The 25,317-nt window shown below is 63.7% G+C and carries 26 protein-coding genes; 16 read left to right on the top strand and 10 right to left on the bottom strand.

The window, feature by feature from the left end:
* Positions 1–7: 7 nt before the first annotated feature.
* The 4 genes from AC1DYO_RS23120 to AC1DYO_RS23105 all read left to right on the top strand — a co-directional run bounded on the left by AC1DYO_RS23120 (position 8) and on the right by AC1DYO_RS23105 (position 3,387).
* Complete coding sequence (locus tag AC1DYO_RS23120; RefSeq protein ID WP_477266791.1) at positions 8–1,177, top strand: mandelate racemase/muconate lactonizing enzyme family protein; 1,170 nt, start codon at positions 8–10, stop codon at positions 1,175–1,177.
* A 2-nt stretch (positions 1,178–1,179) separates the two neighbouring features.
* Entirely contained in the window at positions 1,180–1,896 is a 717-nt protein-coding gene (locus AC1DYO_RS23115) for a FadR/GntR family transcriptional regulator (protein ID WP_477266790.1), read from the top strand.
* An 89-nt stretch (positions 1,897–1,985) separates the two neighbouring features.
* Complete coding sequence (locus AC1DYO_RS23110) at positions 1,986–2,966, top strand: NAD(P)-dependent oxidoreductase (RefSeq protein ID WP_477266789.1); 981 nt, start codon at positions 1,986–1,988, stop codon at positions 2,964–2,966.
* Between the two features lie 160 nt (positions 2,967–3,126).
* Positions 3,127–3,387, top strand: coding sequence for a hypothetical protein (locus tag AC1DYO_RS23105; RefSeq protein ID WP_477266788.1), 261 nt, complete (start codon positions 3,127–3,129; stop codon positions 3,385–3,387).
* A 23-nt stretch (positions 3,388–3,410) separates the two neighbouring features.
* Here the strand turns inward: AC1DYO_RS23105 and AC1DYO_RS23100 are convergent, their stop codons facing one another.
* Positions 3,411–4,703 (bottom strand): amidase, encoded by a 1,293-nt coding sequence (locus tag AC1DYO_RS23100; protein WP_477266787.1) that lies wholly within the window; start codon positions 4,701–4,703, stop codon positions 3,411–3,413.
* Positions 4,704–4,825: 122 nt separating this feature from the next.
* On the opposite strand from AC1DYO_RS23100, the gene AC1DYO_RS23095 reads away from it, so the two are divergent.
* Positions 4,826–5,173 carry a GFA family protein gene (locus tag AC1DYO_RS23095; RefSeq protein ID WP_477266786.1) on the top strand — a complete coding sequence of 116 codons (348 nt, stop codon included), beginning with the start codon at positions 4,826–4,828 and terminating at the stop codon, positions 5,171–5,173.
* Between the two features lie 88 nt (positions 5,174–5,261).
* On the opposite strand, the gene AC1DYO_RS23090 is transcribed toward AC1DYO_RS23095, so the two are convergent.
* Entirely contained in the window at positions 5,262–6,476 is a 1,215-nt protein-coding gene (locus AC1DYO_RS23090; protein WP_477266785.1) for an MFS transporter, read from the bottom strand.
* A 174-nt stretch (positions 6,477–6,650) separates the two neighbouring features.
* Here AC1DYO_RS23090 and AC1DYO_RS23085 point away from each other — a divergent pair, with 174 nt between their 5' ends.
* The gene (locus tag AC1DYO_RS23085) at positions 6,651–7,622 is read left to right on the top strand and encodes an AraC family transcriptional regulator (protein ID WP_477266784.1); all 972 of its coding nucleotides are present in this window, start codon (positions 6,651–6,653) and stop codon (positions 7,620–7,622) included.
* A gap of 166 nt (positions 7,623–7,788) precedes the next feature.
* The gene (locus AC1DYO_RS23080) at positions 7,789–8,220 is read left to right on the top strand and encodes a DUF4437 domain-containing protein (RefSeq protein ID WP_477266783.1); all 432 of its coding nucleotides are present in this window, start codon (positions 7,789–7,791) and stop codon (positions 8,218–8,220) included.
* Between the two features lie 29 nt (positions 8,221–8,249).
* On the opposite strand, the gene AC1DYO_RS23075 is transcribed toward AC1DYO_RS23080, so the two are convergent.
* The 7 genes from AC1DYO_RS23075 to AC1DYO_RS23045 all read right to left on the bottom strand — a co-directional run bounded on the left by AC1DYO_RS23075 (position 8,250) and on the right by AC1DYO_RS23045 (position 14,968).
* The gene (locus AC1DYO_RS23075) at positions 8,250–9,353 is read right to left on the bottom strand and encodes an ABC transporter ATP-binding protein (protein WP_181059676.1); all 1,104 of its coding nucleotides are present in this window, start codon (positions 9,351–9,353) and stop codon (positions 8,250–8,252) included.
* Positions 9,353–10,456, bottom strand: a complete 1,104-nt coding sequence (locus AC1DYO_RS23070; protein WP_477266782.1) for an ABC transporter ATP-binding protein — start codon at positions 10,454–10,456, stop codon at positions 9,353–9,355. Before AC1DYO_RS23070 ends, AC1DYO_RS23075 begins: the two co-directional genes overlap by 1 nt.
* Positions 10,453–10,689, bottom strand: a complete 237-nt coding sequence (locus AC1DYO_RS23065; RefSeq protein WP_477266781.1) for a hypothetical protein — start codon at positions 10,687–10,689, stop codon at positions 10,453–10,455. The genes AC1DYO_RS23070 and AC1DYO_RS23065 overlap by 4 nt, the downstream gene beginning before the upstream one ends.
* Positions 10,686–11,645 carry a carbohydrate ABC transporter permease gene (locus tag AC1DYO_RS23060; RefSeq protein WP_477266780.1) on the bottom strand — a complete coding sequence of 320 codons (960 nt, stop codon included), beginning with the start codon at positions 11,643–11,645 and terminating at the stop codon, positions 10,686–10,688. The genes AC1DYO_RS23065 and AC1DYO_RS23060 overlap by 4 nt, the downstream gene beginning before the upstream one ends.
* A gap of 1 nt (position 11,646) precedes the next feature.
* The gene (locus AC1DYO_RS23055; RefSeq protein ID WP_477266779.1) at positions 11,647–12,552 is read right to left on the bottom strand and encodes a carbohydrate ABC transporter permease; all 906 of its coding nucleotides are present in this window, start codon (positions 12,550–12,552) and stop codon (positions 11,647–11,649) included.
* Between the two features lie 67 nt (positions 12,553–12,619).
* Positions 12,620–13,936, bottom strand: a complete 1,317-nt coding sequence (locus tag AC1DYO_RS23050; RefSeq protein WP_477266778.1) for an ABC transporter substrate-binding protein — start codon at positions 13,934–13,936, stop codon at positions 12,620–12,622.
* Between the two features lie 360 nt (positions 13,937–14,296).
* A complete protein-coding gene (locus tag AC1DYO_RS23045) occupies positions 14,297–14,968 on the bottom strand; it encodes a TetR/AcrR family transcriptional regulator (RefSeq protein WP_477266777.1) in 672 nt (223 codons plus the stop codon).
* 283 nt (positions 14,969–15,251) lie between these two features.
* Here AC1DYO_RS23045 and AC1DYO_RS23040 point away from each other — a divergent pair, with 283 nt between their 5' ends.
* Genes AC1DYO_RS23040 through AC1DYO_RS23030 form a run of 3 tightly spaced genes read left to right on the top strand, consistent with a single transcriptional unit; the run spans position 15,252 to position 17,737 of the window.
* Complete coding sequence (locus tag AC1DYO_RS23040; protein WP_477266776.1) at positions 15,252–16,448, top strand: Tm-1-like ATP-binding domain-containing protein; 1,197 nt, start codon at positions 15,252–15,254, stop codon at positions 16,446–16,448.
* A gap of 10 nt (positions 16,449–16,458) precedes the next feature.
* Entirely contained in the window at positions 16,459–17,313 is an 855-nt protein-coding gene (locus AC1DYO_RS23035; protein WP_477266775.1) for a phosphoenolpyruvate hydrolase family protein, read from the top strand.
* A 4-nt stretch (positions 17,314–17,317) separates the two neighbouring features.
* Positions 17,318–17,737 (top strand): cupin domain-containing protein, encoded by a 420-nt coding sequence (locus AC1DYO_RS23030; RefSeq protein WP_477266774.1) that lies wholly within the window; start codon positions 17,318–17,320, stop codon positions 17,735–17,737.
* 55 nt (positions 17,738–17,792) lie between these two features.
* On the opposite strand, the gene AC1DYO_RS23025 is transcribed toward AC1DYO_RS23030, so the two are convergent.
* Positions 17,793–18,983, bottom strand: a complete 1,191-nt coding sequence (locus tag AC1DYO_RS23025; protein WP_477266773.1) for a M24 family metallopeptidase — start codon at positions 18,981–18,983, stop codon at positions 17,793–17,795.
* 364 nt (positions 18,984–19,347) lie between these two features.
* Here AC1DYO_RS23025 and AC1DYO_RS23020 point away from each other — a divergent pair, with 364 nt between their 5' ends.
* The 6 genes from AC1DYO_RS23020 to AC1DYO_RS22995 all read left to right on the top strand — a co-directional run bounded on the left by AC1DYO_RS23020 (position 19,348) and on the right by AC1DYO_RS22995 (position 25,312).
* Positions 19,348–20,952, top strand: coding sequence for an ABC transporter substrate-binding protein (locus AC1DYO_RS23020; RefSeq protein WP_477266772.1), 1,605 nt, complete (start codon positions 19,348–19,350; stop codon positions 20,950–20,952).
* 272 nt (positions 20,953–21,224) lie between these two features.
* Entirely contained in the window at positions 21,225–22,211 is a 987-nt protein-coding gene (locus AC1DYO_RS23015) for an ABC transporter permease (protein WP_477266771.1), read from the top strand.
* Complete coding sequence (locus AC1DYO_RS23010) at positions 22,208–23,038, top strand: ABC transporter permease (protein ID WP_477266770.1); 831 nt, start codon at positions 22,208–22,210, stop codon at positions 23,036–23,038. Before AC1DYO_RS23015 ends, AC1DYO_RS23010 begins: the two co-directional genes overlap by 4 nt.
* Complete coding sequence (locus AC1DYO_RS23005) at positions 23,035–24,024, top strand: ABC transporter ATP-binding protein (protein WP_477266769.1); 990 nt, start codon at positions 23,035–23,037, stop codon at positions 24,022–24,024. Before AC1DYO_RS23010 ends, AC1DYO_RS23005 begins: the two co-directional genes overlap by 4 nt.
* Positions 24,021–24,806: an ABC transporter ATP-binding protein gene (locus tag AC1DYO_RS23000; protein WP_477266768.1), complete on the top strand. Its 786-nt coding sequence runs from the start codon at positions 24,021–24,023 to the stop codon at positions 24,804–24,806. Before AC1DYO_RS23005 ends, AC1DYO_RS23000 begins: the two co-directional genes overlap by 4 nt.
* Complete coding sequence (locus AC1DYO_RS22995; protein WP_477266767.1) at positions 24,803–25,312, top strand: L-2-amino-thiazoline-4-carboxylic acid hydrolase; 510 nt, start codon at positions 24,803–24,805, stop codon at positions 25,310–25,312. The genes AC1DYO_RS23000 and AC1DYO_RS22995 overlap by 4 nt, the downstream gene beginning before the upstream one ends.
* Positions 25,313–25,317 lie beyond the last annotated feature (5 nt).

The raw sequence follows: 25,317 nt of genomic DNA, 5'->3' as shown, positions 1-25,317 counted from the left end.
GATGACCATGCGCATCAGAAACGTCCAGGCCTGGTGGGTCCGCATACCGATCGAAGCCGCGAAGCAGCATCGCAGCGACTTCGGCCAGGTGACGACGTTCGACGCCGCCATTTTGCGCGTCGAGACCGATGACGGGCTGGTCGGCTGGGGCGAAGGCAAGAACGCCGCCGGCAGCGCCGGCAGCTATGGCGCGCTGGTCCACATGCTGAACCATGAGGTCGGTCCGCAATTGATCGGCCGCGACCCGGCCGACATCGGCATCATCTGGGAGATGCTCTACAACGGCGTGCGCCACGACAGCGCCGCACGCGCCGGCCACGCCATGCCGCAACTGGCGCGGCGCGGCATGAGCGTTGCGGCCATCAGCGCCGTCGACATCGCGTTGTGGGACATCTTGGGCAAATCGCTGGGACAGCCGGTGTGGCGGCTTCTCGGCGGCCGCAAGCTCGACCGCATGCAGGCCTATGCCTCCGGCGGCTGGGCTGCCGCCGACGCCATCGGCGAGCAGCTCAAATCCTACATCGCCAAGGGCGGCTTCAAGGCGCTGAAGATGCGCGTCGGCGCCATGGACGGCGCCCCGCATATCTCCGCCGCCCGCGTCCGTGCCGCACGGCAGGCGCTCGGCCCCGATGTCGAGCTGATGGTCGACGCGCATGGCACCTATACGGTGGCCGAGGCCAAGCGCTTCATCAGCCTGGCCAGCGATCTCGACCTCGCCTGGTTCGAGGAGCCGGTCATCGCCGACGACAAGGCTGGTATGGCAGAGGTGCGCGCCTCCGGCTCGATCCCGATCGCCACTGGTGAAAGTGAGGCGACGCGCTATGCCTTCCGCGATCTCGCGGTGCTCAAATCGGCCGACATCTTCCAGCCCGATCCGGCCTTTTGCGGCGGCATCAGCGAAGCGATGAAGATCGGCACCATCGCCAGCGCCTTCAATCTGCGCTTCGCCCCGCATCTGTGGGCCGGCGCGCCATGCTTCTTTGCCGGGCTGCATGTCTGCGCTGCTTCGCCGGCTAGCTTCACCGTCGAATATTCGCTCGGCGCCAACCCGATGATCCATGATCTTATCGAAGAGACTGTCGAAGCAAAGGACGGTATGATAGCGATCCCTGAAAAGCCGGGTCTGGGATTCACCATTTCGGAGCGGTTCCTGGAGGCGCACGCGCAACGCGGTTGACGATGAAAGAAAAGAACCTTCTCGCCGAACTCGCCGCCTATCTGTTCTCCCATTCGGACAAGGAGACCGGCCGCACGCCGTCTGAGCGCGAACTGGCGGAGCATTTCAGCGTCAGCCGCGGCCAGATCCGCGAGGCGTTGGCCATTCTCGAAGCCATGCGCATCGTCGAGCGCCGCGCCAAATCCGGCATCTATGTGGATACAAGGCAGGCCAGTGTAGAAGCCTTGGCCCTTTTCGCCCGCGCGGGCCTGCCGCTCGATCCGGTGCAGATCTACGAGACCGTCGAACTGCGCAAGATCCACGAGATCAAGGCCGCCGAACTTGCCTGTTCGCGCGCCACGGAAGAGAATTTCGAACGCCTGCGCGAAATTCTGAAAGCCTCGGAGGAGCGCATCGCCGCCGGTGAAGGCCTCGCCAAGGAGGACCGCGAATTCCACCTCGAAATCGTGCGGGCAACCAAGAACGGCGTCTTCCACAACATCTGCAGTGTCTACTATCTGATGGGCGAGCAGCGTCTACCGATCTACTTCAACGATCCCGAGCGCTCAGTGCGCTCACATGCCGAGCACATCCAGATCTACGAGGCGCTGCTGCGCCGCGACGGCAACCTGGCCCAGGCGCTGATGAGCGCCCATCTGCAAGGCGCGGAAAGCTACTGGAAGGGCATCATCGAGGGCCGCGGCATGGAGCAGAAAACCGCCACGCTCGAAAAGGTCTAGAGCAATTCCGGGAAAAGTGTGAAAACACTTTTCCCGGGAAAAGCGCGTGGCGCTTTCCCTTGGGAATTGCGACAAAAAACGGGAGCCTCATGCCCAGAATCCTGTCGACGCACACGCTGCATCCGCGTGCCTCCGCCATGCTGGTGGGCGCCGGCGAACTCGTCGTCGCCTCAGCGCTCGATGCGGCAACACTGACCGCCGAGGCCAAGAACGCCGACGTCATCATCGTGCGCGCGCCGCTGCCGCCGGCGCTGTTCGAAAACGCAACGAAGCTTCGGGCAGCGGTCCGCCACGGCGCCGGCCTCGACATGGTGCCGATGGAGGCCGCCGCCGCCGCCGGCGTGCTGGTCGCCAACGTGCCGGCGGTCAATGCGCGATCGGTCGCCGAATATGTGATGTTTGCAGCGCTCGCTTTGCTTCGACGCTTCCGCTCGGTCGACCGCGACCTGCGCGCCAGGGGCTGGAATGCCGGCCGCGACCACGCCAGCCATGCCAGCGAGCTTGCTGGCAAGACCATCGGCATTATCGGCTTCGGCGCCATCGGCCAGGCGGTAGCCCATATCGCAGCGCACGGCTTCGGCCTCAACGTCGTGGCGACGACGCGCAGCATGCAGCCGGCGCCCGACAGGATCGGCTTCCTGTCGATCGACGCGCTGGTCGAACAGAGCGACATCATCGTGCTCTGCTGCCCGCTGACCGAGGAGACGCGCGGCCTGATCAACCGCGAACGTATTGCCCGCATGAAGCCCGATGCGCTGCTCATCAACATTTCGCGTGGGCCAGTGATCGACGACGAGGCGCTGATCGAGGCCTTGCGCAAGGACCGCATCGGCGGCGCCGCGCTCGATGTCTTTGCGACACAGCCGCTGCCGGCAAATCACCCCTATTTCAGTTTCGACAATGTCATTGTCACCCCGCACATGGCTGGCATCACCGAGCAGTCGATGATGCGCATGGGAGTCGGCGCCGCCGGCGAAACGCTGCTGGTGCTGGCCAACCGGCTGCCGGTCAATTTGCGCAACCCCGACGTGGTCGAGCACTACCGCCGGCGGTTTCCGGCAGACACGTGAGCCACATCGCGGTTTCGCCCCAATTCTCCGCGACGTTAAAACCATGTTAGGTCATCGCCTCGCCTTCCTGGCCATCGCGGTGTCTTCAATCGAGGCTTTGCCGTCACTCGCCGCAGCCGAAAACAGCAGTTATGTCTACTGCAGCAACGGGATAGCGTGCATGATGGCGCCCTGCCCATCGGGCAACGCGCTCGACCTCGCCACCGGCAAGGTCATCGAGGGCGTTGCACTCGACACCACCCGACTGTCGGTTCTGGACAGAGCCTCACCTGATGTTTCGGAAAAGCTTTACGCGGGAAAGATCGTCGTCAGAGGATCGATCCAGCGTCGCGGCGACGAACACGATCCGCCCTCGCTGATCGTCATCAGCATCGAACGCGCCGCCAGGCGGAGCGAGCGCAAGCACTGCTCGGCGCACTGATTGCCGATCTGCGGTTCTGCCTGTCAGAGCAAGCGCTCGACTTCAGCCGCGATGCGCAGCAAATGATGGTCATGACCGTTGCGCGCCACCAGCATCAGCCCGGCCGGCCGCGTCATGCCAGGCATCGGCAGCGAGATCGCGCAGAGGTCGAACTGGTTGGCGACCTGGGTGTTGCGCAACAACAGGCCTTCGGTACGTTCGCGCAGGGCGGCATCCTCGGCCATCGAAACGATGGTCGGCGCCGTCACCGGCGTGGTCGGCAGGGCCAGCACATCGACCGAAAGCAACCGCTCGTCCATGGCTATGCACAATGCCGCGCGGCGGCGCAGTGCCCTGATATAGACCGGCGTCGGTATTGCCGCCGCCCGTGACAACGGCCCGCTGACATAGGGATCGACCGACACCGATGCGCCTGTCGCCAGCCAGTCGGCATGGATTTCCGCGCCTTCCATGGCCGCGATCGAACCACGTTTGGTGGCCGCGCGCAGGTCGGCAACGAGGTCGTCGATCGAAACATCCGTCAGCCGCGCGCCTGCCTGCTCGATTTTGACAAGGCTGCGATCGAACGCCGTGCCGATCCCGCTTTCGGTGTCTTCGAAAAGCAGACCGCGCGGGATTCCGACACGAAGCTCGGCAAGCGGTAGCGTCAGGTGCAATGGCGGCAGATCGTCGCCCGACATCGCCGCGTCGGCAAGCGCACAGGCGGCAACGCTCAGCGCCAGCGGCCCGATCGAATCCAACGTCGCGGATAAGGGATAGGCGCCGGCCAACGGCACGCGCCGCGCCGTCGGCTTGAAACCGACGACACCGTTCAGCGATGCCGGGATGCGCACTGAACCGCCGGTGTCGGAGCCGATGGCGATGTCGCAAGTGCCCTCGGCCACGGAAACGCCGGCGCCGGACGACGAGCCGCCCGGAATGCGGCTGGCGTCGGCGGCATTGCCCGGCGTGCCGTAGTGCATGTTGTCACCGATCGCGGTGAAGGCGAATTCGGTCATGTTGGTCTTGCCAATGATGACAGCGCCGGCCTGCCGCAGCCGGTTGACGATTGCCGCGTCGTGCCGGCGAGGTGCGGTGTCCCTTAGCATCAGCGAACCAGCCGTGGTCGGCTCGCCGGCGACGTCGAACAGATCCTTGATCGAGACAATCGTGCCGTCGAGCGGCCCGAGGCTCACACCGGCCCGTTTGCGGGCATCGCTGGCATCGGCCGCAGCCCGCGCGGCTTCGGCATAGAGCCTGGTGAACACGCGTTCGTCACCGGCACGGGCGGCAAGGCGCGCCAGCAAGGTTTCCAGATGATCGCGCACGGATTGCATTTTGGATGTCGGACTCCGGATGGCTGCAACGTCTTAAGGGATAGAGGCCAGCGCATGGCTTGCCGAAACTTGAAACTTGCGCAGGTCGTTTCATATCCTGCCGGACGGAAGGAAGAAAACCAATGCTCCATAAAGGCAGCTGTCACTGCGGCAAGGTCGCGTTCGAATTCAAGGCGGAGCTGACGGGCGCCGTGCGGTGCAATTGTTCGATCTGCTCGCGCAAGGGCGCGCTTCTATGCGCCATACCGCATGACAGCCTGAGGCTGCTGGCCTGGGGCGACGATCTCGGCACCTATACATTCGGCAATCACGCGATGGCGCACCGCTTCTGCCGCACCTGCGGCATCCATCCCTTTGCCGAGGATGTTCGCCAAGGCGGTGAACGCAGCGCCTACATCAACCTCAACTGCGTTACCGATATCGATCCTGCCAGCCTGCCGGTTTTCGACTTCGACGGCCGCGCCGTCTAAGCTTACCGGTAGCCGTTCACCACAAAAACAGCGACCCGAAACCCTTGATGGTTCTCGGGCCGCTTCGAAAGCCGCGGATGGTTGTTGGCTATTCGACGCTCTTCGGGCCGCGCGCAAACACCACGATCGCCGCCAGCAGGGTTGCCGCGCCACAATAAGCGAAGGCGCTGGCCACGCCGGCATTGTCGACCAGCAGGCCGCCGAAGACGGCGCCAAGCGCAATTGCTATCTGGAACGTCGCGACCATCAGCCCGCCGGCACTTTCAGCCTGGTCGGGCGCGGCGCGCACCAGCCAGCTCTGCAGCCCGACCGGAACCGCGCCGAAGGCAAAGCCCCAAACGGCAACCGAAGCAGCAGCGATCGTCGGCGAAGCGCCGAAGACCAGCATCGAAGCTGCCGCGACCGCAATCAGCAACGGCGCCAGCGCCACGGCCGCCTTGAGGCTGCGTTCGGCCACGATGCCGCCGACGATGTTGCCGAAGAAGCCGCCAATACCGTAGGCGAGCAGCACCAGCGAGATCGTCTCGATGTGCAAGAGAGGCACCTTCTCAAGGAAGGGGCGAACATAGGTGAAGCCGGCGAAATGGCCGGAAGCGACCAGCAGCACGACCAGCAGCGCCACACGGATCGACGGCCGCTCCAGCACCTCGAGCAAGGTGCGGAAGCTTGCCACGCCCACCGGCGGCAGCCGCGGAATGGTCGCCAGTTGCACCAGCAGCGCTAGCCCGCCGACGATGGTCGCAATCATGAACGCCGTGCGCCATCCCCAGATGTCGCCGACATAGGCGCCGACCGGCGCCGCGGTGACGGTGGCCAGCGAAACGCCGGTCAGGATGATCGACATGGCGCGCGGCATCAGCCGCATCGGCACCAGCCGCAACGCCATGGCTGCCGACATCGCCCAGAAGCCGCCAAGCGCAACACCGAGCACGACGCGAGCAAGCAAAAGCATGGGTAGCGACGAGGCAAAGGCTGCAAGAAGATTGGAGATGATCAGGAAGCTCGACAGCATCCACATCACCAGCCGGCGGTCCATGCGCCTGGTGATAATAGCCATGGTCGGGGCGGCAATGGCGCCGACAATTGCCGTCGCCGTCACCGCCTGTCCGGCAATGCCTTCGCTGACGCCAAGATCGCGCGCCATCGGCGTCAGCAGGCTGGCAGGCAGGAATTCCGCCGTCACCAGACCGAACACACCGAGCGCCAGCGAGACCACGGCGCCCCAGGCCGGTTCGGTTCGTTCATCGGATTCTGCAGGGTTTAAAACCGTGGCGTCGATGACGCCCGTCGAGGATTCGGCCATGGTCAGTCTCCGATCTGTTTGCAGCGCCACATAGGGAGCGACCGGATGGTGGCTCCACCCGTTACATGCCTTGCCGTCCTGGCTCGGCTATGAGGCCGTTCCCTGATTTGTTTGCGGCGCTGCACTGCAACATAGGGAGTGACGCCCTGGAGTTTCCATGTTAAAAACACCGAAATGAACTACAATTCGTCCAAAGCCGCTTTACCCGCGTCCGGCGACCCGCTGACCGACATGCTGCGCGGCCTGCGCCTCGACGGCGTCGACTATGGCCGCTGCGTGCTTGGCGAGCCCTGGGCCGTTTCCTTTCCCGCGCAGAAAGCGGCGCGGTTCCATTTCATTGGACAGCAAAACTGCTGGCTGTTCTCGCCGTCGAAGGAGTGGATCGAACTGTCGGTGGGCGACGCGCTGCTGATCCCGCGCGGCGACGAGCATATTCTGGCCAGCGCGCCAGGCGTGCCGCCCGTCCCGATCGGCCGCTACTCAATCGAACCGGTATGCGAGAACATCTACGACGTCTCCAACGGCTGCGATGGCTGCAAGACTTTGTTGTTCTGCGGCAGCATGCATTTCAACCTCGACGGCTCGCACCCGCTGCTCGACATGATGCCCAATCTGATGCAGGCGCATAGACTGATGACCAACGCGCCGGGCATCCAACATTTGCTCGATGCCATGGCGGGCGAAGTGACGATGGACCGGGTCGGCTCCGGCGGCATTCTGGCGCGTCTTGCCGACGTGCTCGCCGCCACCATCATCCGCTCCTGGGTGGAGAATGGCTGCGGCGATGCCTCCGGCTGGATTGCCGCCGTGCGCAATCCCGATGTCGGCAAGGTGCTCGCCGCCATTCACCTGCAGCCCGACCGTGACTGGACGGTCGAGGCGCTGGCCAGGGTGATGGGCGCTTCGCGCTCGGCCTTTGCCCAGCGCTTCGCCACCGTCGTCGGCGAGACGCCGGCCAAATACGTGCTGCGCGTGCGCATGCATCAGGCCCGGCAATGGCTTACCCGCGACGGTTTGAGGGTGTCGGTGGCGGCGGCGAAACTGGGGTACGATTCGGAAGCTTCCTTCAGCCGCGCCTTCAAGCGGGTGATGGGCGTGGCGCCGAGCCACCTGCGCAACACCGGCGACGGCGACATTCACCCCTGAGATCCTGGCACCCCTGAGATCCTGGCACCCCTGAGATTCGGGAACTCCTGAGATTCGCGACGTCCCGCCAGCCCCTCCGCGGGTTGGAGAAATTGCCAAATCTTTTGGACGGCATGTCATTGCACGCCAACCGAACCGCCATAGTCTGGCAGGCGGAGGAACCGCCATGACCAATCGTTCTGCGTTTCTAGCGCTCGCCATTCTGTGCGTCTTTCCCGCACGGGCCTTTGCCCTCGAGGACAGCTACTTGACGGCCGACAAGATCCCCTATGTCGCCGAGGTGCCCGACCAGCCGCATCGCCTTGGCCCACTATGGGGCGATCGCGCCAAGGGTCCGGCCGGCACCTTGCTGAAAGTTCCCGGCAACTGGCGCGCACCCGTCCATGCACACACCGCCGACTATCGCGCGGTCGTGATCAAGGGACTGTGGGCGCATTGGCAGATGGACGGCGGCAAGGCGACCAAGGTCGAATTACCACCGGGGTCTTACTGGACCCAGAAAGCCAATGAGATGCACGACGACGCCTGCCTGTCGGAGACGGAGTGCGTGATCCTGCTGATCAACGACACGCCCTACGAGACTTACTTCCAGAAATAGTCCGGCAGTACCCGTCGTTCGACCGCAAACTAGCTGGCGTGCCGTAAACTCACGCCGCTGCCCTTGTCGAACAGCACGACCTTGTCCGCATTCCATGCGAAGCGCACCGATTGCTCGATCGCCACATCGGTTCGCGCCGGCACCGTGGCGCGCAGCGTGGTGTCGCCGACCCGCAGAGTCAGGATCTTTTCGACGCCATGGTTCTCGACGTCATGGACGCGCGCCTCGACCGGCGCGCCGCTCTCGAGATAGACGTCCTCGGGACGGATGCCGAAGACGAGCGGGCGCCCCTCCGTCGCCGCGCCCGTCTTGGCTCCCCCAAAAGTCTTGGCCCCGATTGTAAGCGGCAGCTCGAAATTCATCGGCGCCATCACCGCGCGGTTGTTGACCAGCCGGCCGTCGATGAGGTTCATCGGCGGCGAGCCGACGAAGCTCGCCACATAGGTGTCGCGCGGATTGTTGTAGATCTCATGCGGCGTGCCGGTCTGCACGATGCGGCCATGGTTCAACACGCCGACCTTGTCGCCCATCGACATCGCCTCGATCTGGTCGTGGGTGACGAACAGAAAGGTGGCGCCAAGCTGGATCTGCAGGTTTTTCAGCTCGGTGCGCAGCGCCTCGCGCAATTTGGCGTCGAGCGCCGACAGCGGCTCATCCATCAGGAACACGCGCGGCTTGCGCACGATGGCGCGGCCGATCGAGACGCGCTGCATTTCGCCGCCTGAGAGGCGGTCGGTCTTGCGGTCGAGCAGATGCTCGATCCGCAGTGTCTTGGCGGCGCGCGCAACGCGGTCCTTGATCTCGGCATCCGGCAGCCGGCGAATCTTCGGCTTCAACGGGAATTCGAGATTTTCGCGCACCGTATAGCGCGGGTAGAGCGAATACTGTTGCAGCACCAGCGCCACGTCGCGCTCGGCCGCGCCCCAGTCGGCGACATCGACGCCGTCGATAAAGACCTGGCCCTCGGTCGGCTTTTCGAGACCCGCGATCATGCGCAGTGTCGTCGTCTTGCCCGCGCCCGTCTCGCCGAGCAGCACGAAGAACTCGCCATCGCCGATCTCGAGATTGAGCCCGGTCAGTGCGGTGTGGTTGCCGAAGCTCTTGGAAATATTCTTGAGCTGGATATGAGCCATCAGAGCCTCACTTCGAGCGACTTGCCGCTTGCCGTGTCGAAGAAATGCGCCTGCGTCGGATCGATCCTGGCGAAGACCTTTTCGCCCGGGCCGCCGACGAAGCCGCTCTTGGTGCGGGCGCGCAGCATCTTGGAGCCGACCTTGAGGTCGACAATGTCGAAGGAGCCGAGCGGCTCGACGATCTGCGTCTCGACCGGCAGGAAGCCTTCAGCCGCTTCATGGCGCACCAGCACACCTTCGGGCCGGATGCCGAGCGCCAGCTGGCCGCCGGCATGGCCGTTGAGCTTGGACAAAAGCGCGCGCGGGAATTCGAAGCCGGCGGCAGCACCACCGACGGTGACCGACGCCGTATTGGCTTTCTCGGCCACCGTTGCGTCGGCGACATTCATCACCGGACTGCCGACGAACTGGGCGACGAACAGATTGGCCGGATGCGAATAGACCTCGTCCGGCGAGCCGACCTGCTGCAGCACGCCCTCATGCATGATGACGATGCGGTCAGCGAGGCTCATCGCCTCGATCTGATCGTGGGTGACATAGATTGTGGTCGAGCCTTGCTTGATATGCAGCCGCTTGATCTCCGCCCGCATTTCCTCGCGCAGCTTGGCGTCGAGCGCACCGATCGGTTCGTCCATCAGCATCGCCTTCGGACGCCGCACCAGCGCCCGGCCGATGGCGACGCGCTGCATGTCGCCACCCGACAGCGCCGACGGCTTCTTGCCCAGCAGATCGGTGATCTGCAGCGTCTTGGCGACCGAGCGCACTTCCTGATCGATCTCGGCCTTGCTCTTGCGCGTGGCGCGCAGTGGGAAAGCAACATTCTCGTAGACGCTCATATGCGGATAGAGCGAGAACGACTGGAACACCATGGCGATGTCGCGGTCGGCGGCCTTGAGATGTTGGACCGGCTTGCCGTCGATGAGGATGTCGCCGCCGTCGATCGTCTCCAGCCCGGCAATGGCCCGCAACGTCGTGGTCTTGCCGCAGCCTGACTGGCCGAGCAGCACGATGAACTCGTTGTCGTCGATCTTGAGATTGAGGTCCTTGATGACCTGGACGGCGCCGAAATATTTCTGCACGCCGCGAAGCTCGATCTGGGTCAATGCTGTGCTCCCGGATTTCCGGCCCCAGGATTTGCTCCTTGCCCGGTGCCGGCCTTCTCCTCCGGCGCGATCTTCGACGTGATGTTGAAGCCGATCAGGCCGATCAGGATGATGGTCACGCCGTAGCTGTGCAGCAGCATGTTCCAGGGCTGGCAGAGCGCGATGATGCCCAGCACCATCAGGATCTGCGAGCCCGGTTCCAGATATTTCTGGTTGATGGCGCGAAAGCTCATTTGCGGATCGCTCCGAAGGACATGCCGCGCAGCAGATGATTGCGGAGCAGAAAGGTGAAGATGGCGACCGGCAGCAGGAATAGGAAGGTTCCGGCGGCGATCACCGTCCAGTCCGGCAGGCCGGAGCCGATCTGGCTTGGGATGAAGGGCGGCGCCGTCTGGGCACGGCGGCTGGTCATGATCAGTGCGAAGGCATATTCGTTCCACGCCGTGATGAAGCAGAAGACGGCGGTGGCGGCGATGCCGGTGGCGGCCTCGGGCAGCACGATCTTGAAGAAGGCCTCCATGCGCGTATAGCCATCGACGAGCGCCGCCTCCTCATATTCCTTCGGGATCTCGTCCATGAAGCCTTTCATCAGCCAGACCGAGAAGGACAGGTTGAAGGCGGTGTAGAGGATGATCAGTCCGACATGGGAATCGTTGAGCCCGACCGCCCGGTACATCAGGAACATCGGGATGGCGACCACCACCGGCGGCAGCATGCGCGTCGACAGGATGAAGAAGAGCAGGTCTGCCTCTCCCTTCACCCTGAAGCGCGAGAAGCCGTAGGCGGTGAAGGTGCCCATGCCGACCGCCAGTACCGTCGAGGTGATGGCCACGATCAGCGAGTTCATGAAGCGGTTCGGATAGCCGGACCATTGCACCTGGCCCTTGCCGTCACGCACGATCTTTTCGCCGCCGTCGAAGACGACGCGCTCCCACCAGGGAGCGGCTGCATACTCCTCCGGCGACGCCGGGTTGCGCATCTGCGAGCGCTTGGCGAACAGCTTGACGAAGGGCGATATTTCCGGCTGGAAGACGACCGTCGGCGGGATGGTGGTGGCGAGATTGCGCGGCTTGAACGCCGTCGAGGCGATCCAGTAGATCGGCGCCAGGAAGATGATCGTCACCAAAAGGACGGCGACGATAGCGACGCGGTTGAAGCCGATTTCGGAAGAAGTGCGGACTGCGGCCATATCAGCGCTCCTTCACCTTGTTGAGGTATTTGACGTAGATGTTGGTGATGGCCAGCACCATGATCAGCACGATGTAGGCGAGCGCGCAGGAGCGCCCGGTCTGCCATTCCTGGAATGCCATCTTGTAAAGCCGGATCGAGATCAGTTCGGCCGTCGGCTGGCTGGTCAGGATGTATGCGAGATCGAAGGTCTTGAATGCCTCCATGGTGCGGAAGATGATCGCGATCATCAGGATCGGCGCGACCAGCGGCAGCGTGATGCGGAAGAAGGTGTAGAACGGCCCGGCGCGGTCGATCGCCGCCGCCTCGTAGAGATGCTTCGGCACTGCCGAGAGGCCGGCCAGCGACAACAGCATGACGAAGGGCGACCACATCCAGATGTCGGTCAGCGCAACCGCATAGAGCGCCATTTTCGGATCCGACAACCATTCGAAGGTGCCGAGACCGAGCGCATAGTTGATGATGCCGAAAGACGGATCGTAGAGCAGTTTCCAGAACAGGCCGACGACCGCCATCGACAGCATCATCGGCAGCAGCAAAAGCGTCGTCAGCAAGCCCTTCAACGGGATGTCGCGATTGAGCAGCATGGCGACGCCGAAGCCGACGAACAGCTGGCCGGCGACCGAGATGATGACGTATTTCGCGGTGATGGCGAAGTTGGACCAGACATAGGGGTCGTTGAGCAGGTCGCGATAGTTCTGCAGCCCGACAAAATTCGCCGGCGCATTGGTCGACGCACGGAAATCGGTGAAGGAATAGCCCAGCGAATAAATCAGCGGGAAAATGTTGAAGACGATCAGGAACAGGATCGTCGGAATGATGAAGAGGTTGCGGATCGAAATGTCGCTGAGACCGCGTGCAGCGGCCCGCGAGGACGTGTCCAGCGTGGTGATCATCGTGGTCGCCAAGACCCTGCTCCCGTTTCGGAAAAAAGAGCGGAGGAGGCACGGATGCCCCCTCCGCGAGAAATGCTGCTTATTGGCCGCGGCCGTATTTCTTGAAGGTCGCGTTCCAGTCGGCTGCAAGTGCGTCCAGCGTTTCCTTGGCGGTGCCTTCGCCGCCGATCATGTAGGGATAGACGCGCTGGTTGAGCTGCTGCAGCAGTTCGGCATATTCCGGCACCGCCCAGAAATCCTTCACCTTGAACATGGTCTCATAGAAGGCCTTGTTGTACGGCGTGGCGTTCTGGAATTCGGGCGATTTGAGCACGGCGGCGCTGCAGGTGTAGCCGCCGAGTGCCGCCCACTTCTTCTGGGTCTCGTCCTTGATGAACCATTCAAGGAACTTCGTCGCCTCTTCCTGCTTCTTGGAGTAGGAAACGATGGAGATGCCCTGACCGCCGAGGGCTGCGAACTGGTCGCCGCCGGGGCCGGGAGGATTGGCGAAGAAGCCGGTGTTCTTGGCGTTCGGGTTCGACGCCTCGTTGATCAGCGAGGGGAAGAACGCGAAATAGTTCATGCTCATCGCGGCCAGGTTTTCAGTGATCGCCTGGTTGTCCTCGACGAAGAACGACTTGGCCCAGCCTGGAGGCGTGAACTTGTAGAGTTCCTTGTAGGCGTCGAGCGCCGCGATCGCCTTGTCGGAGTTGACGAAACCATCGACCTTGTAGGTCGAATAGTCACCCAGTTCGCCGCCATAGGAAAACAGCGCGTTCTCGAAACCCATCGCCATCGCATCATAGGAATTGTCGGTGTAGATGGCGATGCCGTATTTCTTCTGATCAGGCCGGTAGAAGAATTCGGCGATGTCGCGCAGCGCCTTGAAATCCTTCGGCACGTCGAGATCGTAACCATACTTGGCCTTGAAGGCTTCCTTTTCCTTGGGGTCTTCGAACCAGTCCTTGCGATAGGACCAGCCGACGGCGTCGCCTTCGAGCGGAATGGCCCAGTACTTGCCGCTGCCGCCCGGATATTCGGCATAGTATTTCACCGTCGCCGGTGCCATCACGTCGCCGACCTTGTGCTTGTTGAAGAAGTCGGTCAGGTCGACATAGTGGCCACCGGTCGAGCCGGCGCCGAGCCATTGCGAGTCGCCGACGACCATATCATAGGCGTCGCCATGGGCGTTGAACTCGGTGAAGGCCTTGGTCTGGAAGTCGGGCCACGGTGTGGTTTCCACCGTGATCTTGACGCCGGTTTCCTTCTCGTACTCGTTGCCGAGTTCCTGCAGGTAGTTGGCCGGATCCCATTCCGCCCAGAAGATGGTGAGTTCCTTGTCCTGCGCGTAAACGGACGTTCCGCAGGCAAGCACTAAGCCGATACCAGCAAGCAGGCTGGTCATTGTCTTGCGCATAATGATTTCCTCCCTTGTGCGCATTCTACCTTGTCATGCGAGCCGGCGGTGAAGCCGGCCCTGGTAGTTCCTCCCGAGATCGCGCCTTTCCGGTTCCGGGCCTCCTCGCCCTGCCGGAAAATGGATCGCAGCTCTCACTTTCGATCCGCTTTTTCTGTCCTGATCTGGTATTACCAATTTTGGATAGCCGTCAAGCTCTTTCTTGGACCGCTACCGGAGCTTGTATAACCGGATTCTTCATGTATCTGACTGTTTTCCCTTAATTTTCCTACTCCTTGATATAGGATAGCCTTGTTTTGGCACCTACATCCTGGTTAACATCAGTAGTGGTCGCTCAAATCTGGTCGAACCAGATTGGCGCTATTTCGCCGCTGCCGCCGGCCGAACCGCATCCGATTCCGCCATCGCCGTGCGCACCAGGGCGCCCGCCGCCCATTGCGCGACCGACCGCATGCCGCGGCTATCGAGCCCCCATATGTCCTTCAGCACGATCAGCAATTCGACGCCGAACATCATCGACAGCGCCTGCGCCAGGCGCTTGAATTCGCGCGGCGGCAGTTGCCCCTTGAGCGGCGCAATGGCATCCTTCAACAGCTGGACGCGATGACCGCGCGTGAACTGCGGCTCACCGCCCAGCGTGCCCGCCTGGCGCTGTGCCCACTGGTCGAGCGACAGTTTCAGCGCCGCCTTGAAGGTCGCCTCGAAAGCCTCGATGCGCGGCATGGCGGTGTCGAACAGTTCGGCGACGCGGCGTTGCGGATCTTTCGAGGCCGATTGCCAGGTGAGGATCGGCCCGAGCCCCTCGTCGACCACCGCTTGCACCAAGGCTGCCTGGCTTGGGAAATAGCGATAGGCGGTGGCGCGCGAAACTTCAGCCGCTTCCGCGACTTCGCTGACCGAGGGCGTGACGCCCGCCTGCATCAGCCTTGTCGCCGTCTCCAGCATCAGCCGTTTTGTGCGGGCACGGGGGCCGCGTTCGGCAGCCTCATTGGCTTCGTCGTTCACTGCGGCTTGTTGACGTGAGACATTCATATCAATACGATACGCGCGTCTCAAAAAATTGCAATGGCCTCCCTAGTTTCGGAGTGGTTATGTTGACACTCTACGGCGCCCCCCTCTGTCCTGCCGGACATCTCCCCCACTTGGGGGGAGATCGAACTTCGTCTCCGCTTTCGCCAATCACCAACTTTGCAGAACAAGTGTTGTGGTCCGCGCCAGCCAATCTCCCCCCACGTGGGGGAGATGTCCGGCAGGACAGAGGGGGGCGCCGTAGAGCGCTGCATTCTCATGTGCCAGCCAGCACCGGGAGGCGCAGATGAAGCGCATCTACGTGGTGGGCACGGCCGACACCAAGGGCGAAGAGCTTGCCTTCCTGGCCGATGCGATTGCTGCCACCGACAGTTCGGTCGCCCGCGTCGACATCGGAACGCGCGGCGCCACCGTGCCGGTCGATATTCCCGCCGGCGAGGTCGCGGCACATCATCCCGGCGGAGCCAGCGGCGTGCTCGGCATCGACGATCGCGGCACGGCGGTGGCCGGCATGGGCGCCGCCTTCACCAGCTTCATCCAGTCGCGCGACGACATATCCGGCATCATCGGCATCGGTGGTGGCGGCGGCACATCGATCATCACTGCCGGCATGCGCGCGCTTCCGCTCGGCCTGCCCAAGATCATGGTCTCGACGCTCGCCTCCGGCGACACAGCACCCTATGTCGACGTCTCTGACATCATCATGATGCCCTCGGTGACCGACATGGCCGGCCTCAACCGGCTGTCGCGTGTCGTGCTGCACAATGCGGCGCAGGCGATCGCCGGAATGGCTGCCAAGCCGGCGCCCGCCGCAACCGGCAAGCCGGCGCTCGGGCTCACCATGTTCGGTGTTACCACCCCTTGCGTGACGGCCATCGCCGACCAGTTGCGCGCAAACTACGACTGCATGGTCTTCCACGCCACCGGCACCGGCGGCCGCTCGATGGAAAAGCTGGCCGACAGCGGCCTGCTCGCCGGCGTCATCGACATCACCACGACGGAGGTCTGCGACCTGCTGTTCGGCGGCGTGCTGCCGGCAACCGAGGATCGCTTTGGCGCCATTGCTCGCACGAAGCTGCCCTATGTCGGTTCTGTCGGCGCGCTCGACATGGTCAATTTCTGGGCGCCACCGACCATTCCCGAGAAAGATCGCGGCCGGCTGTTTTACGAGCACAATCCCAACGTCACGCTGATGCGCACAACAGCCGACGAATGCCGCAGCATCGGCGAATGGATCGGCGGCCGGCTCGCCCGCTGCGACGGTCCTGTGCATTTTCTGATCCCGGAAAAAGGCGTCTCGGCGCTCGACATCGAAGGCGGCGCGTTTTTCGATCCGGAAGCCGACGCTATCCTGTTCGACGCCATCGAGCGCACGATCAAGCCGAACGCCACTCGCCGCGTGACACGGCTGCCGCTGCACATCAACGATCCAGAATTTGCTAGGGCCGCAACGGCGGCCTTCCTCGACATCGCCAGACAGTGAGAGCCCAGACATGGCCGCCATACCGCGCAAGGACATACTGAAGAAGTTTAAGGCGATGATCGCCGACGGCGTGCCGATCGTCGGCGGCGGCGCCGGCACCGGCCTGTCGGCCAAGGCCGAGGAGGCCGGCGGCATCGACCTGATCATCATCTACAATTCCGGCCGCTACCGCATGGCCGGACGCGGCTCGGCCGCCGGGCTGCTCGCCTATGGCAATGCCAACGAGATCGTCAAGGAAATGGCTTATGAGGTGCTGCCGGTGGTGAAGAAGACGCCGGTGCTGGCCGGCGTCAACGGCACCGATCCGTTCGTCATCATGCCGCTGCTTCTCGCCGAGCTGAAGACGATGGGCTTTTCCGGCGTGCAAAATTTTCCGACCATCGGTCTGTTCGACGGCAGCATGCGCCAAAGCTTCGAGGAGACCGGCATGGGCTTCGGGCTCGAGGTTGACATGATCGCCGAGGCGCACAAGCTCGACCTTCTGACCACGCCCTATGTCTTTAACCCGGACGAGGCCCGCGCCATGACCAAAGCCGGCGCCGACATCGTCGTCGCCCATATGGGAGTGACGACCGGCGGCTCGATCGGCGCCACGTCGGCCAAGTCGCTCGACGACTGCGTGGTCCAAATCGACGCCATCGCCAATGCCGCCCGCTCGGTGCGCAAGGACGTGATCCTGCTTTGCCATGGCGGACCGATCTCGATGCCGGACGACGCCCGCTACATTCTCGATCGCTGCAAAGGCCTGCATGGCTTCTATGGCGCCAGCTCGATGGAACGGCTACCGGCCGAAGCCGCGATCGCCAGGCAGACGGCGGATTTCAAAGCCGTCACGCTTCACGACCAGAAGAAAAAGAAGGGATGAGACCATGACCGACAAGAGCAAGGTGTTTGTCTACCCGAAGGACGTCAGTGCCTTCGGCTTTGACTGGGGCAAGCTGGCGCTGACAGTGGCGCCGGAAGTGAATGGCGCGACCCGCTTTTCCGGCGGCGTCGTCGACCTGCCCTCGGGCAAGGGCCACACCCGCCACAACCACCCCGGTGCCGAAGAGATCATCTTCGTCATCTCAGGCCATGGCGAGCAGATGGTTGAGGACGAGCAGGGCAACCCGGTTGTCGCCAAGGTCGGTCCCGGCTGCACCATCTATGTGCCGGAAAGCCGTTTCCACTCGACGCTAAACACCGGTGAAGGGCCGATGCAGCTCTTCGTCGTCTACTCGCCGGCCGGGCCGGAACTGATGCTGCGGGAACTGCCGGATTTCAGGCTGATCCCAGCGGGCGGGAAGTAATCGCGAAAGGCCCCCTCATTGGGTTTGGAATGGGGGGTGGGGGGGCTGCCCCCAGCTAGGCCGCCCCACCCCTATTCCATCCCCGCGCCCGATCCCCAAACATCACATAACCGTCGTCCGTCACCGCCAGCGTATCCTCCAGCTTGATGAACCCTCGCGTCGGATGAAGCATGGTCGTCTCCACCGACAGCACCATGTTCGTCTCCAGCGGCTTGGCCGCATAGGTGCCTTCATACGTGACCGGGTGGTTGGTCATCAGGAACGGCGCTTCATGCGTGATCAGGCCCATGCCGTGTGCGAAGAAATCCGTGTAGGGCGCGACCTTCGAGGCCTTCAGCACGCCCTCGGCATGCGAAATCATGTCACCGCCGATTGTGCCTGCCTTGACCTTCGAGAACGCCGCCTGCTGCACCGTCTCGACCTCGGCCAGCAGATCTTCCAGCTCGGCATCCGGCTCGCCCAGAATACCCATGCGGCAGAGGTCGCCGATGTAGCCGTGATAGTTGCCGCCGGAATCGATCGACAGCACTTCGCCCTTTTTCCACGCCTGTGGCGAAGCGGCGCGGTTGTGGCTGGCGCCGAGCGTCAGCAGGCAATATTCGAAATGCGCGCCGCGATTGGTTTCCTCCCGCCTGAGCTGCTCGATCATTTCGGCCTTGGTCGTGCCTTCGCAAGCCCACTGAATGGTGGCCAGCATGGAATCGGTGATCAGCTCGGAAGCGATGCGCAGCTTTTCCAGCTCGGCCTCTGTCTTGATGGCGCGCATGCGCTCCAGCATGTCGGTCGCGTCGATCAGCTTGGCGTCCGGCAGCGCCTTGCGGATCAGCGCATAGGCGTCCGAAGGCAGGAAGGCCGGCTCGATGCCGATGCGGGCGCCGGCCTTGCCGATCTTGCGCACATGCTCGACCGCGAGGTTGGCGGCGTCGAGTGTCCCCCAGCAGGCGGCATGCAGCGTCGGTGTCCAGAACGGGTTGTTCTGGTGTTCCGCACCTTCCATGCGATTGCCGATATAGGCGGCATGGTCCGGCCCGCCCTTCTCATAGACGACGACAGGCAGATAGCGGCTGTGGCCGATCGCATCCATGGCGGCAAAGAAGATGAACTTGTAGCCACCGAGCAGGTATTGCGTGTTGTGCTTGGAGGTCGCGAGCAGAACATCGATGCCGGCCTCTTCCATCAGCCGGTCGACCCTCGCCTGGTCGAACGGGATATTGCTGACGGCATTCTTGCCCGGGGCAATGTTCATCTCTCTCTCCCTGAATTGTCCGGGATCGCCGGGCGCGCTGCGCCCGATCCCTTGGCTGTGGGTCAAATCTGCACTATTTTGTCCACTCTGGTCCAGCCAGAAACAGGTCAAATTGCTTCAGCAGCCGGTCACCAAGTCGTCATTGCTGCACATCAAGGCAATCTGGTCCTACCAGAATATCAGAATGAAAGGTCACCTCTGAAACTGGTCCAGTGGACGAAAATTTCAAAGCCAAGCAAGGATGCGCCAAATCCGTCTCTGGCGAAACCCTTGGCAAGGGCCATAATCGCCGCAAGGATGCTGGCGGGGCCGCCGGCATCAAGGGGCGCGCCCAATTGGGTCGCGGAGAGGACGGAGTTCGATCATGTCAGATATTTCCAGACGCACGCTGCTTTCGGGATCCGCCTTGCTGCTGGCCTCCACCGCCATGCCGGCGATGGGCTGGGCGCAGACACCGAAGAAGGGCGGCCGCCTCGTGCTCGCCGCCGATTCCGAACCGCGCAACCTCAATCCGGCAATCGTCGCCTCCAACGGCGTCTTCTTCATCTCCAGCAAGATCGTCGAAACGCTGGCCGAAGCCTCGTTCGACGGCAAGGATGGGTTGGAGCCGCGTCTGGCGCTCTCCTGGGAAGGCGCCGCCGATGGGCTCTCAGTGACGTTCAAACTGCGCGACGGCGTCAAATGGCATGACGGCAAGCCGTTCACCTCGGCCGACGTCGCCTTCTCTGCGCTGCAGATCTGGAAGCCGCTGCAGAATCTCGGCCGCACCGTGTTCAAGGATCTGGCCAGCGTCGACACCCCTGACGATCTCACCGCCGTGTTCAAATTTGCCAAGCCGACGCCGTTCCAGCTGATCCGCAACGCGCTGCCGGCGCTGTCGAGCGTGGTGCCAAAGCACGTCTACGAGGTCGGCAAGATCGAGGACAACCCGGCCAACAATGCGCCCATCGGCACCGGGCCGTTCAAGTTCGGCGAGTACAAGGCCGGCCAATATTACAAGCTGACCAGGAATGCGGACTACTGGGGCAAGGACGAGCCCTATCTCGACGAGATCATCTATCAGGTGCTGCCCGACCGCACCTCGGCTGCAGCTGCGCTCGAGGCCGAAGAGATCCAGCTCGCCGCCTTCTCCGCCGTGCCGCTGGCCGATCTCGACCGCATCTCCAAAGTGCCGGGCCTGAAGGTGATTTCCAAGGGCTATGAAGGGCTCACCTATCAGCTCGTCGTCGAGATCAACCATCGCCGCAAGGAACTGGCCGACGTGAAGGTCCGCCAGGCGATCGCGCATGCCATCGACAAGGATTTCGTCGTCAAGACGGTATTCCTCGGCTATGCCGCCACCGCCACCGGACCGGTGCCGAAGAACGATCCGCAATTCTACACCGCCGATGTGCCGACGTATCCGTTCGATGTCGCCAAGGCCAACGCCTTGCTGGATGACGCCGGCTACATCAGGGCCGATGACGGCAAGCGTTTTGCACTGAGGCTTTTGCCGGCGCCCTATTTCAACGAGACCAAACAGTTCGGCGATTATCTGCGCCAGGCGCTGGCAGCCATCGGCATCGACGCCCAGATCGTCAACAACGACTCGGCCGCGCACATCAAGGCCGTCTACACCGACCACGCCTTCGACCTCGCCGTCGGCCCGCCGGTGTTCCGCGGCGACCCGGCGATCTCGACCACCATCCTGGTGCAGAGCGGCATTCCCGACGGCGTGCCGTTCTCCAACCAGGGCGGCTACAAGAACGAGGCGCTCGATGCGCTGATCGCCAAGGCATCGGAAACGCTCGACACCGCGGCGCGCACCGATCTCTACAAGGAGTTCCAGAAGGAGGTAGCCGCCGACCTGCCGCTGATCAATGTCGCCGAATGGAATTTCATCAGCGTCGCGCGCGACACGGTTGGGAACATCGCCAACAACCCGCGCTGGGCGGTTTCGAACTGGGCGGACACGTATCTGGCGAGTTAGCACGATCTGCACGGGATGCTTGCGCATCGTTTGGACGAATGCTCATCATCAGGGATGAGAGTTCCTTCGCGCCCCCCTCTGTCCTGCCGGACATCTCCCCCACGAGGGGGGAGATCGGCTGTCACCGCCGCCGCGGACAATCGTCACCGGTGCAGGACTGACGCGGGTGCCGAAGCTGTTGATCTCCCCCCTTGTGGGGGAGATGTCCGGCAGGACAGAGGGGGGCGCCGTAGAGCGCAACTTCAGATGCTTGCGGGCGTCGTCCTTTCCCTATGACCCGTGCCCTCACCCTCATCCGCCGTCGCCTCGTCGGCAGCATCTTCGTGCTATTGATCGTCGTCATCGGCACTTTCCTTTTGCTCGAAGCCGCGCCTGGCGACGCCGTCGATGCCTACATCGTCTCAACCGGCGGCGATGCCGGCATGATCGAATTGCTGCGTCACCGCTGGGGGCTCGACCAGTCGGAACTGACACGGCTCGCCAACTATCTCTGGGCGCTGCTGCATCTCGATCTCGGCCAGTCCGTCACCTTCTCCAGGCCAATCCGCGACGTCATCCTGGAACGCCTGCCGACAACGTTGCTCCTGATGGTCAGCGCCACCGCGCTCTCCTTCAGCTTGGGCTCGGCACTCGGCATCTATGCCGGCGCCAGACCCGGCAGCTTTCGCGACCGCTTCCTGTCGATCGGCTCGCTGGCGCTTTATGCCGTACCGGGCTTCTGGCTCGGCCTGGTGCTGATCGTCGTCTTTGCCGTTGGCCTGCGCTGGCTGCCGATCGGCGGCATCGAGACGCTGGCCTCGGACAAGACCGGTCTGGCCCGCGCCGCCGACATCGCCGTCCATCTCGTGCTGCCGGTTTCCGCCCTCGGCTTCATCTACCTCGCACTCTATCTGCGCATGATGCGCGCCGGCATGGCTGAAGCCTGGCGGCAGGATTTTGTCCTCGCCGCCCGCGCCAGGGGGCTGTCGCGCCGCCGCATCGTGCTTGCCCATGTCGCCCGCAACGCGCTCTTGCCGCTCATCACCATGCTCGGCCTGCAATCGGCGCAGATGCTGGGCGGCAGCGTCGTCATCGAAAGCGTCTTTGCCGTGCCCGGCCTCGGCCGGCTGGCGCAGGAAGCGGTGGCCTCGCGCGACACACCGCTGCTTCTCGGCATCATCCTCACCAGCGCCGTTCTGGTCATTACCATCAACCTTGCCGTCGACATCGCCTACGCCTTCCTCGACCCGCGCGTCGGCGCCAGCGAGGCCGGCGCGTGAGCGCGCTCAGCCGGTTCCTGCGCCGGCCGGAAGCGGTCGCCGGCGCAATCATCCTGGCGCTGCTGCTCGCGATGGCGCTGTTTGCGTCGCTGCTTTTCCCCGGCGACCCGCAGGCCATTGCCGGCCCCGCGCTGCTGCCGCCCTTCCAGGACTGGTCGCTGCCGCTCGGCACCGACCGGCTCGGCCGCGATGTGCTGGCCGAACTTTTCCACGGCGCCCGCACCTCGCTGGCGGTCGGGCTGGCAGCGGCAGCCGCTTCGCTCCTCATCGGCGCGGTCATTGGTACGCTGGCCGGCTTTGCCGGCGGCCTCATCGACGAGGTGCTGATGCGCATCACCGACGCCTTCCAGACCGTGCCGAGTTTCCTGCTGGCGCTGGCCTTCGTCAGCGTCGTCGGCCCGTCGCACGGCGTCGTCGTCACGGCCATCGCGCTTGGCGCCTGGACCGGACCGGCGCGTGTGGCGCGTGCCGAAGTGCTGTCGATCCGCGAGCGCGACTACGTCGCCGGCGCCCGCGTCATCGGCATGCATCCGCTTGCGATCGCTTTCCGCGAAGTGTTGCCCAACGCTCTGCCGCCGGTGCTGGCGCTATCCTCGGTGATCGTCGCCGCCGCGATCCTCACCGAAGCAGCACTTTCCTTCCTCGGCCTCGGCGACCCCAACCGCGTCACCTGGGGCGGCATGATCGCCGAGGGTCGCACTGTTCTGCGCACCGCGCCCTTCCTGTCGATCATCCCGGGCATCGCCTTGGTGCTGACCGTGCTCGGCGTCTATCTCGCCGGCGAAGGCGTGGTCGAGACGACGGCCGTGCGGAGGAGCCTGTCGTGACCGCGCTCGCTTCGATCCGCGATCTCTCGGTGCACTATCGCCGCGATGGGGCCGAGGTGACGGCGCTAAAGGGGATAAGTCTCGATGTTGTTGCCGGTGAGCGGCTGGCGATCATCGGCGAGAGCGGTTCGGGCAAGAGCACGCTGGCGCTGGCGATTGCGGGGTTGCTGCCGGCAAGCGCCAAGGTCGAAGGCCGCATCGACTGGTACATATCGGAATCGTCTCATTCCTTCGCGCCCCCCTCTGTCCTGCCGGACATCTCCCCCACAAGGGGGGAGATTGGCAGCTCCGCCGCCGGCTCTCGGTCTGCAACGTTGGAGATTGGCGAAAACGGAAGCGACAATGCAATCTCCCCCCTTGTGGGGGAGATGTCCGGCAGGACAGAGGGGGGCGCGACAGAACGCGCCCTATCCGGCGCAAGTCCCCTTCCCGGCCGCGACATCGGCTTCGTCTTCCAGGACCCCTCCGCCAGTCTCGACCCCGTCATGCCGGTCGGCAAACAAATCGCCGAAGTCGCCCGCACCCATCTCGGCCTCGACTGGCCGCAGGCCTATGCCAAGGCAAAAACCCTGCTCGAACGCGTCCGCCTGCCCGACCCGGACTCGGCCATGCGCGCCTTCCCGCATCAGCTCTCCGGCGGCCAGAAGCAGCGTGTCGCGATTGCCGCCGCGATTGCGGCCGGACCGAAACTGCTTATCGCCGACGAGGCGACCAGCGCGCTGGATACCATCGTCCAGGCCGAGATCGTCGCCCTGATCCGGCAATTGGTGGCAGAGGACGGCATGACGCTGCTGTTCATCAGCCACGACATCGCGCTGGCCGCCGAACTCGCCGAGCGCATAGCCGTCTTCCGGCACGGTGACCTTGTCGAACTCGGCCCGACGGAGCAAATGATAAACGCCCCGCGCCACGCCTATACACGCGTCCTGCTCGACGCCCATCTCGGCCTCGACGCCTCGCCGCTGCTGCGACAGGCGCCGGCATGAGCCTGCTCGCCGTCTCCGACCTCACCAAGCGATACCGCCGCGGCGGCAAGACCATCGCCGCCGTCGACCGCGTCTCCTTCGCCATCGAACCCGGCGAAACGATAGCGCTGGCCGGGCCTTCCGGTAGTGGCAAGTCGACAATCGCGCGGCTGGTGCTGCGACTGATCGAACCAGATGCCGGAAGCATCGAGTTCGAAGGCGGCGATTTCCTCGCTCTGAAGGGTGCCGCACTGCGTGCGCGCCGCGCTCGCTTGCAGATGGTGTTCCAGGATCCGCTTTCCGCCTTCAACCCGCGCGCCACCGTGGCGCGCGTGCTCGACGATCCCTTGCGCATCCATTCCATCGCCTCTCGCGCCCAGCGCCCCGCCCGCATTGCCGCCTTGCTTGAGCGCGTTGGGCTGGCAGTCGATCTCGCCCCGCGCGCCATCCACGAAATCTCAGGCGGCCAGCGTCAGCGTGTGGCGATTGCCCGCGCCATCGCCACAAACCCGTCGCTGATCGTGCTCGATGAGGCGGTGTCGGCGCTCGATGTTTCGGTGCGCGGACAGATTCTCGAGCTGCTGCTCGACCTGCAAGCCAGGGAACGGATCGCCTATCTCTTCATTTCGCATGATCTCGGCGTTGTCAGAGCCATCGCCCACCGCGTCGTGCTTCTCGACGCCGGGCGGATCGCCGAGAGGGGCGACGCTCGCGCCGTCATCGACGCGCCGCAATCGGCAATCGGCAAGGCGCTAGTGGCGGCGGCACCAAGATTGAACAGAAGCAGCAGGCAGGTACCATGACCGACCCAGAAGCCAGGGCTGAAAAGCTTTCGCGAGAACTCGATTCCGCCTTCCGCAACCGCGCCGATCTCTATCGTCTGCTTCTCGACGAACTGACCGACGAACTCGGCGCGGAAAAAGCCGAGGCGATCATGATCCGCACCATTGAACAGCGCGGCAAGGAAGTGGCGACAGCGGCCTTTGGCCGCTTCGGACCCAACGACGCGCCAGCCATCGGCGAGGCGTTCCTGGCGGTCAGCCCGGATGGCGGCTTGATGTATCCGACCGATGTCGAGCGTGGGCCGGACCACATCGCCTTCAAGGTGAAGCGCTGTCCGCTGAAAGACGCCTGGGTCGAGGCCGGCGTCGGTGACGAAAAGCTTGCCACGCTCTGCCGCATCGCCGGCGCTTTCGACCGCGGCCTGTTCGAGGCGACGGGCGTGCGCTTCGACAATGTCACCTGGACGCCGGGTCACGGCTCCGGCTGCTGCCACATCGCGCTGACCAACCGGGATGCCGCCGGATAGGCCGC

The organism is Mesorhizobium sp. P2_F5 (assembly GCF_056403715.1).
Note: the sequence above shows the minus strand (reverse complement) of the source record. Positions and strands in the feature narration are given on the sequence as shown.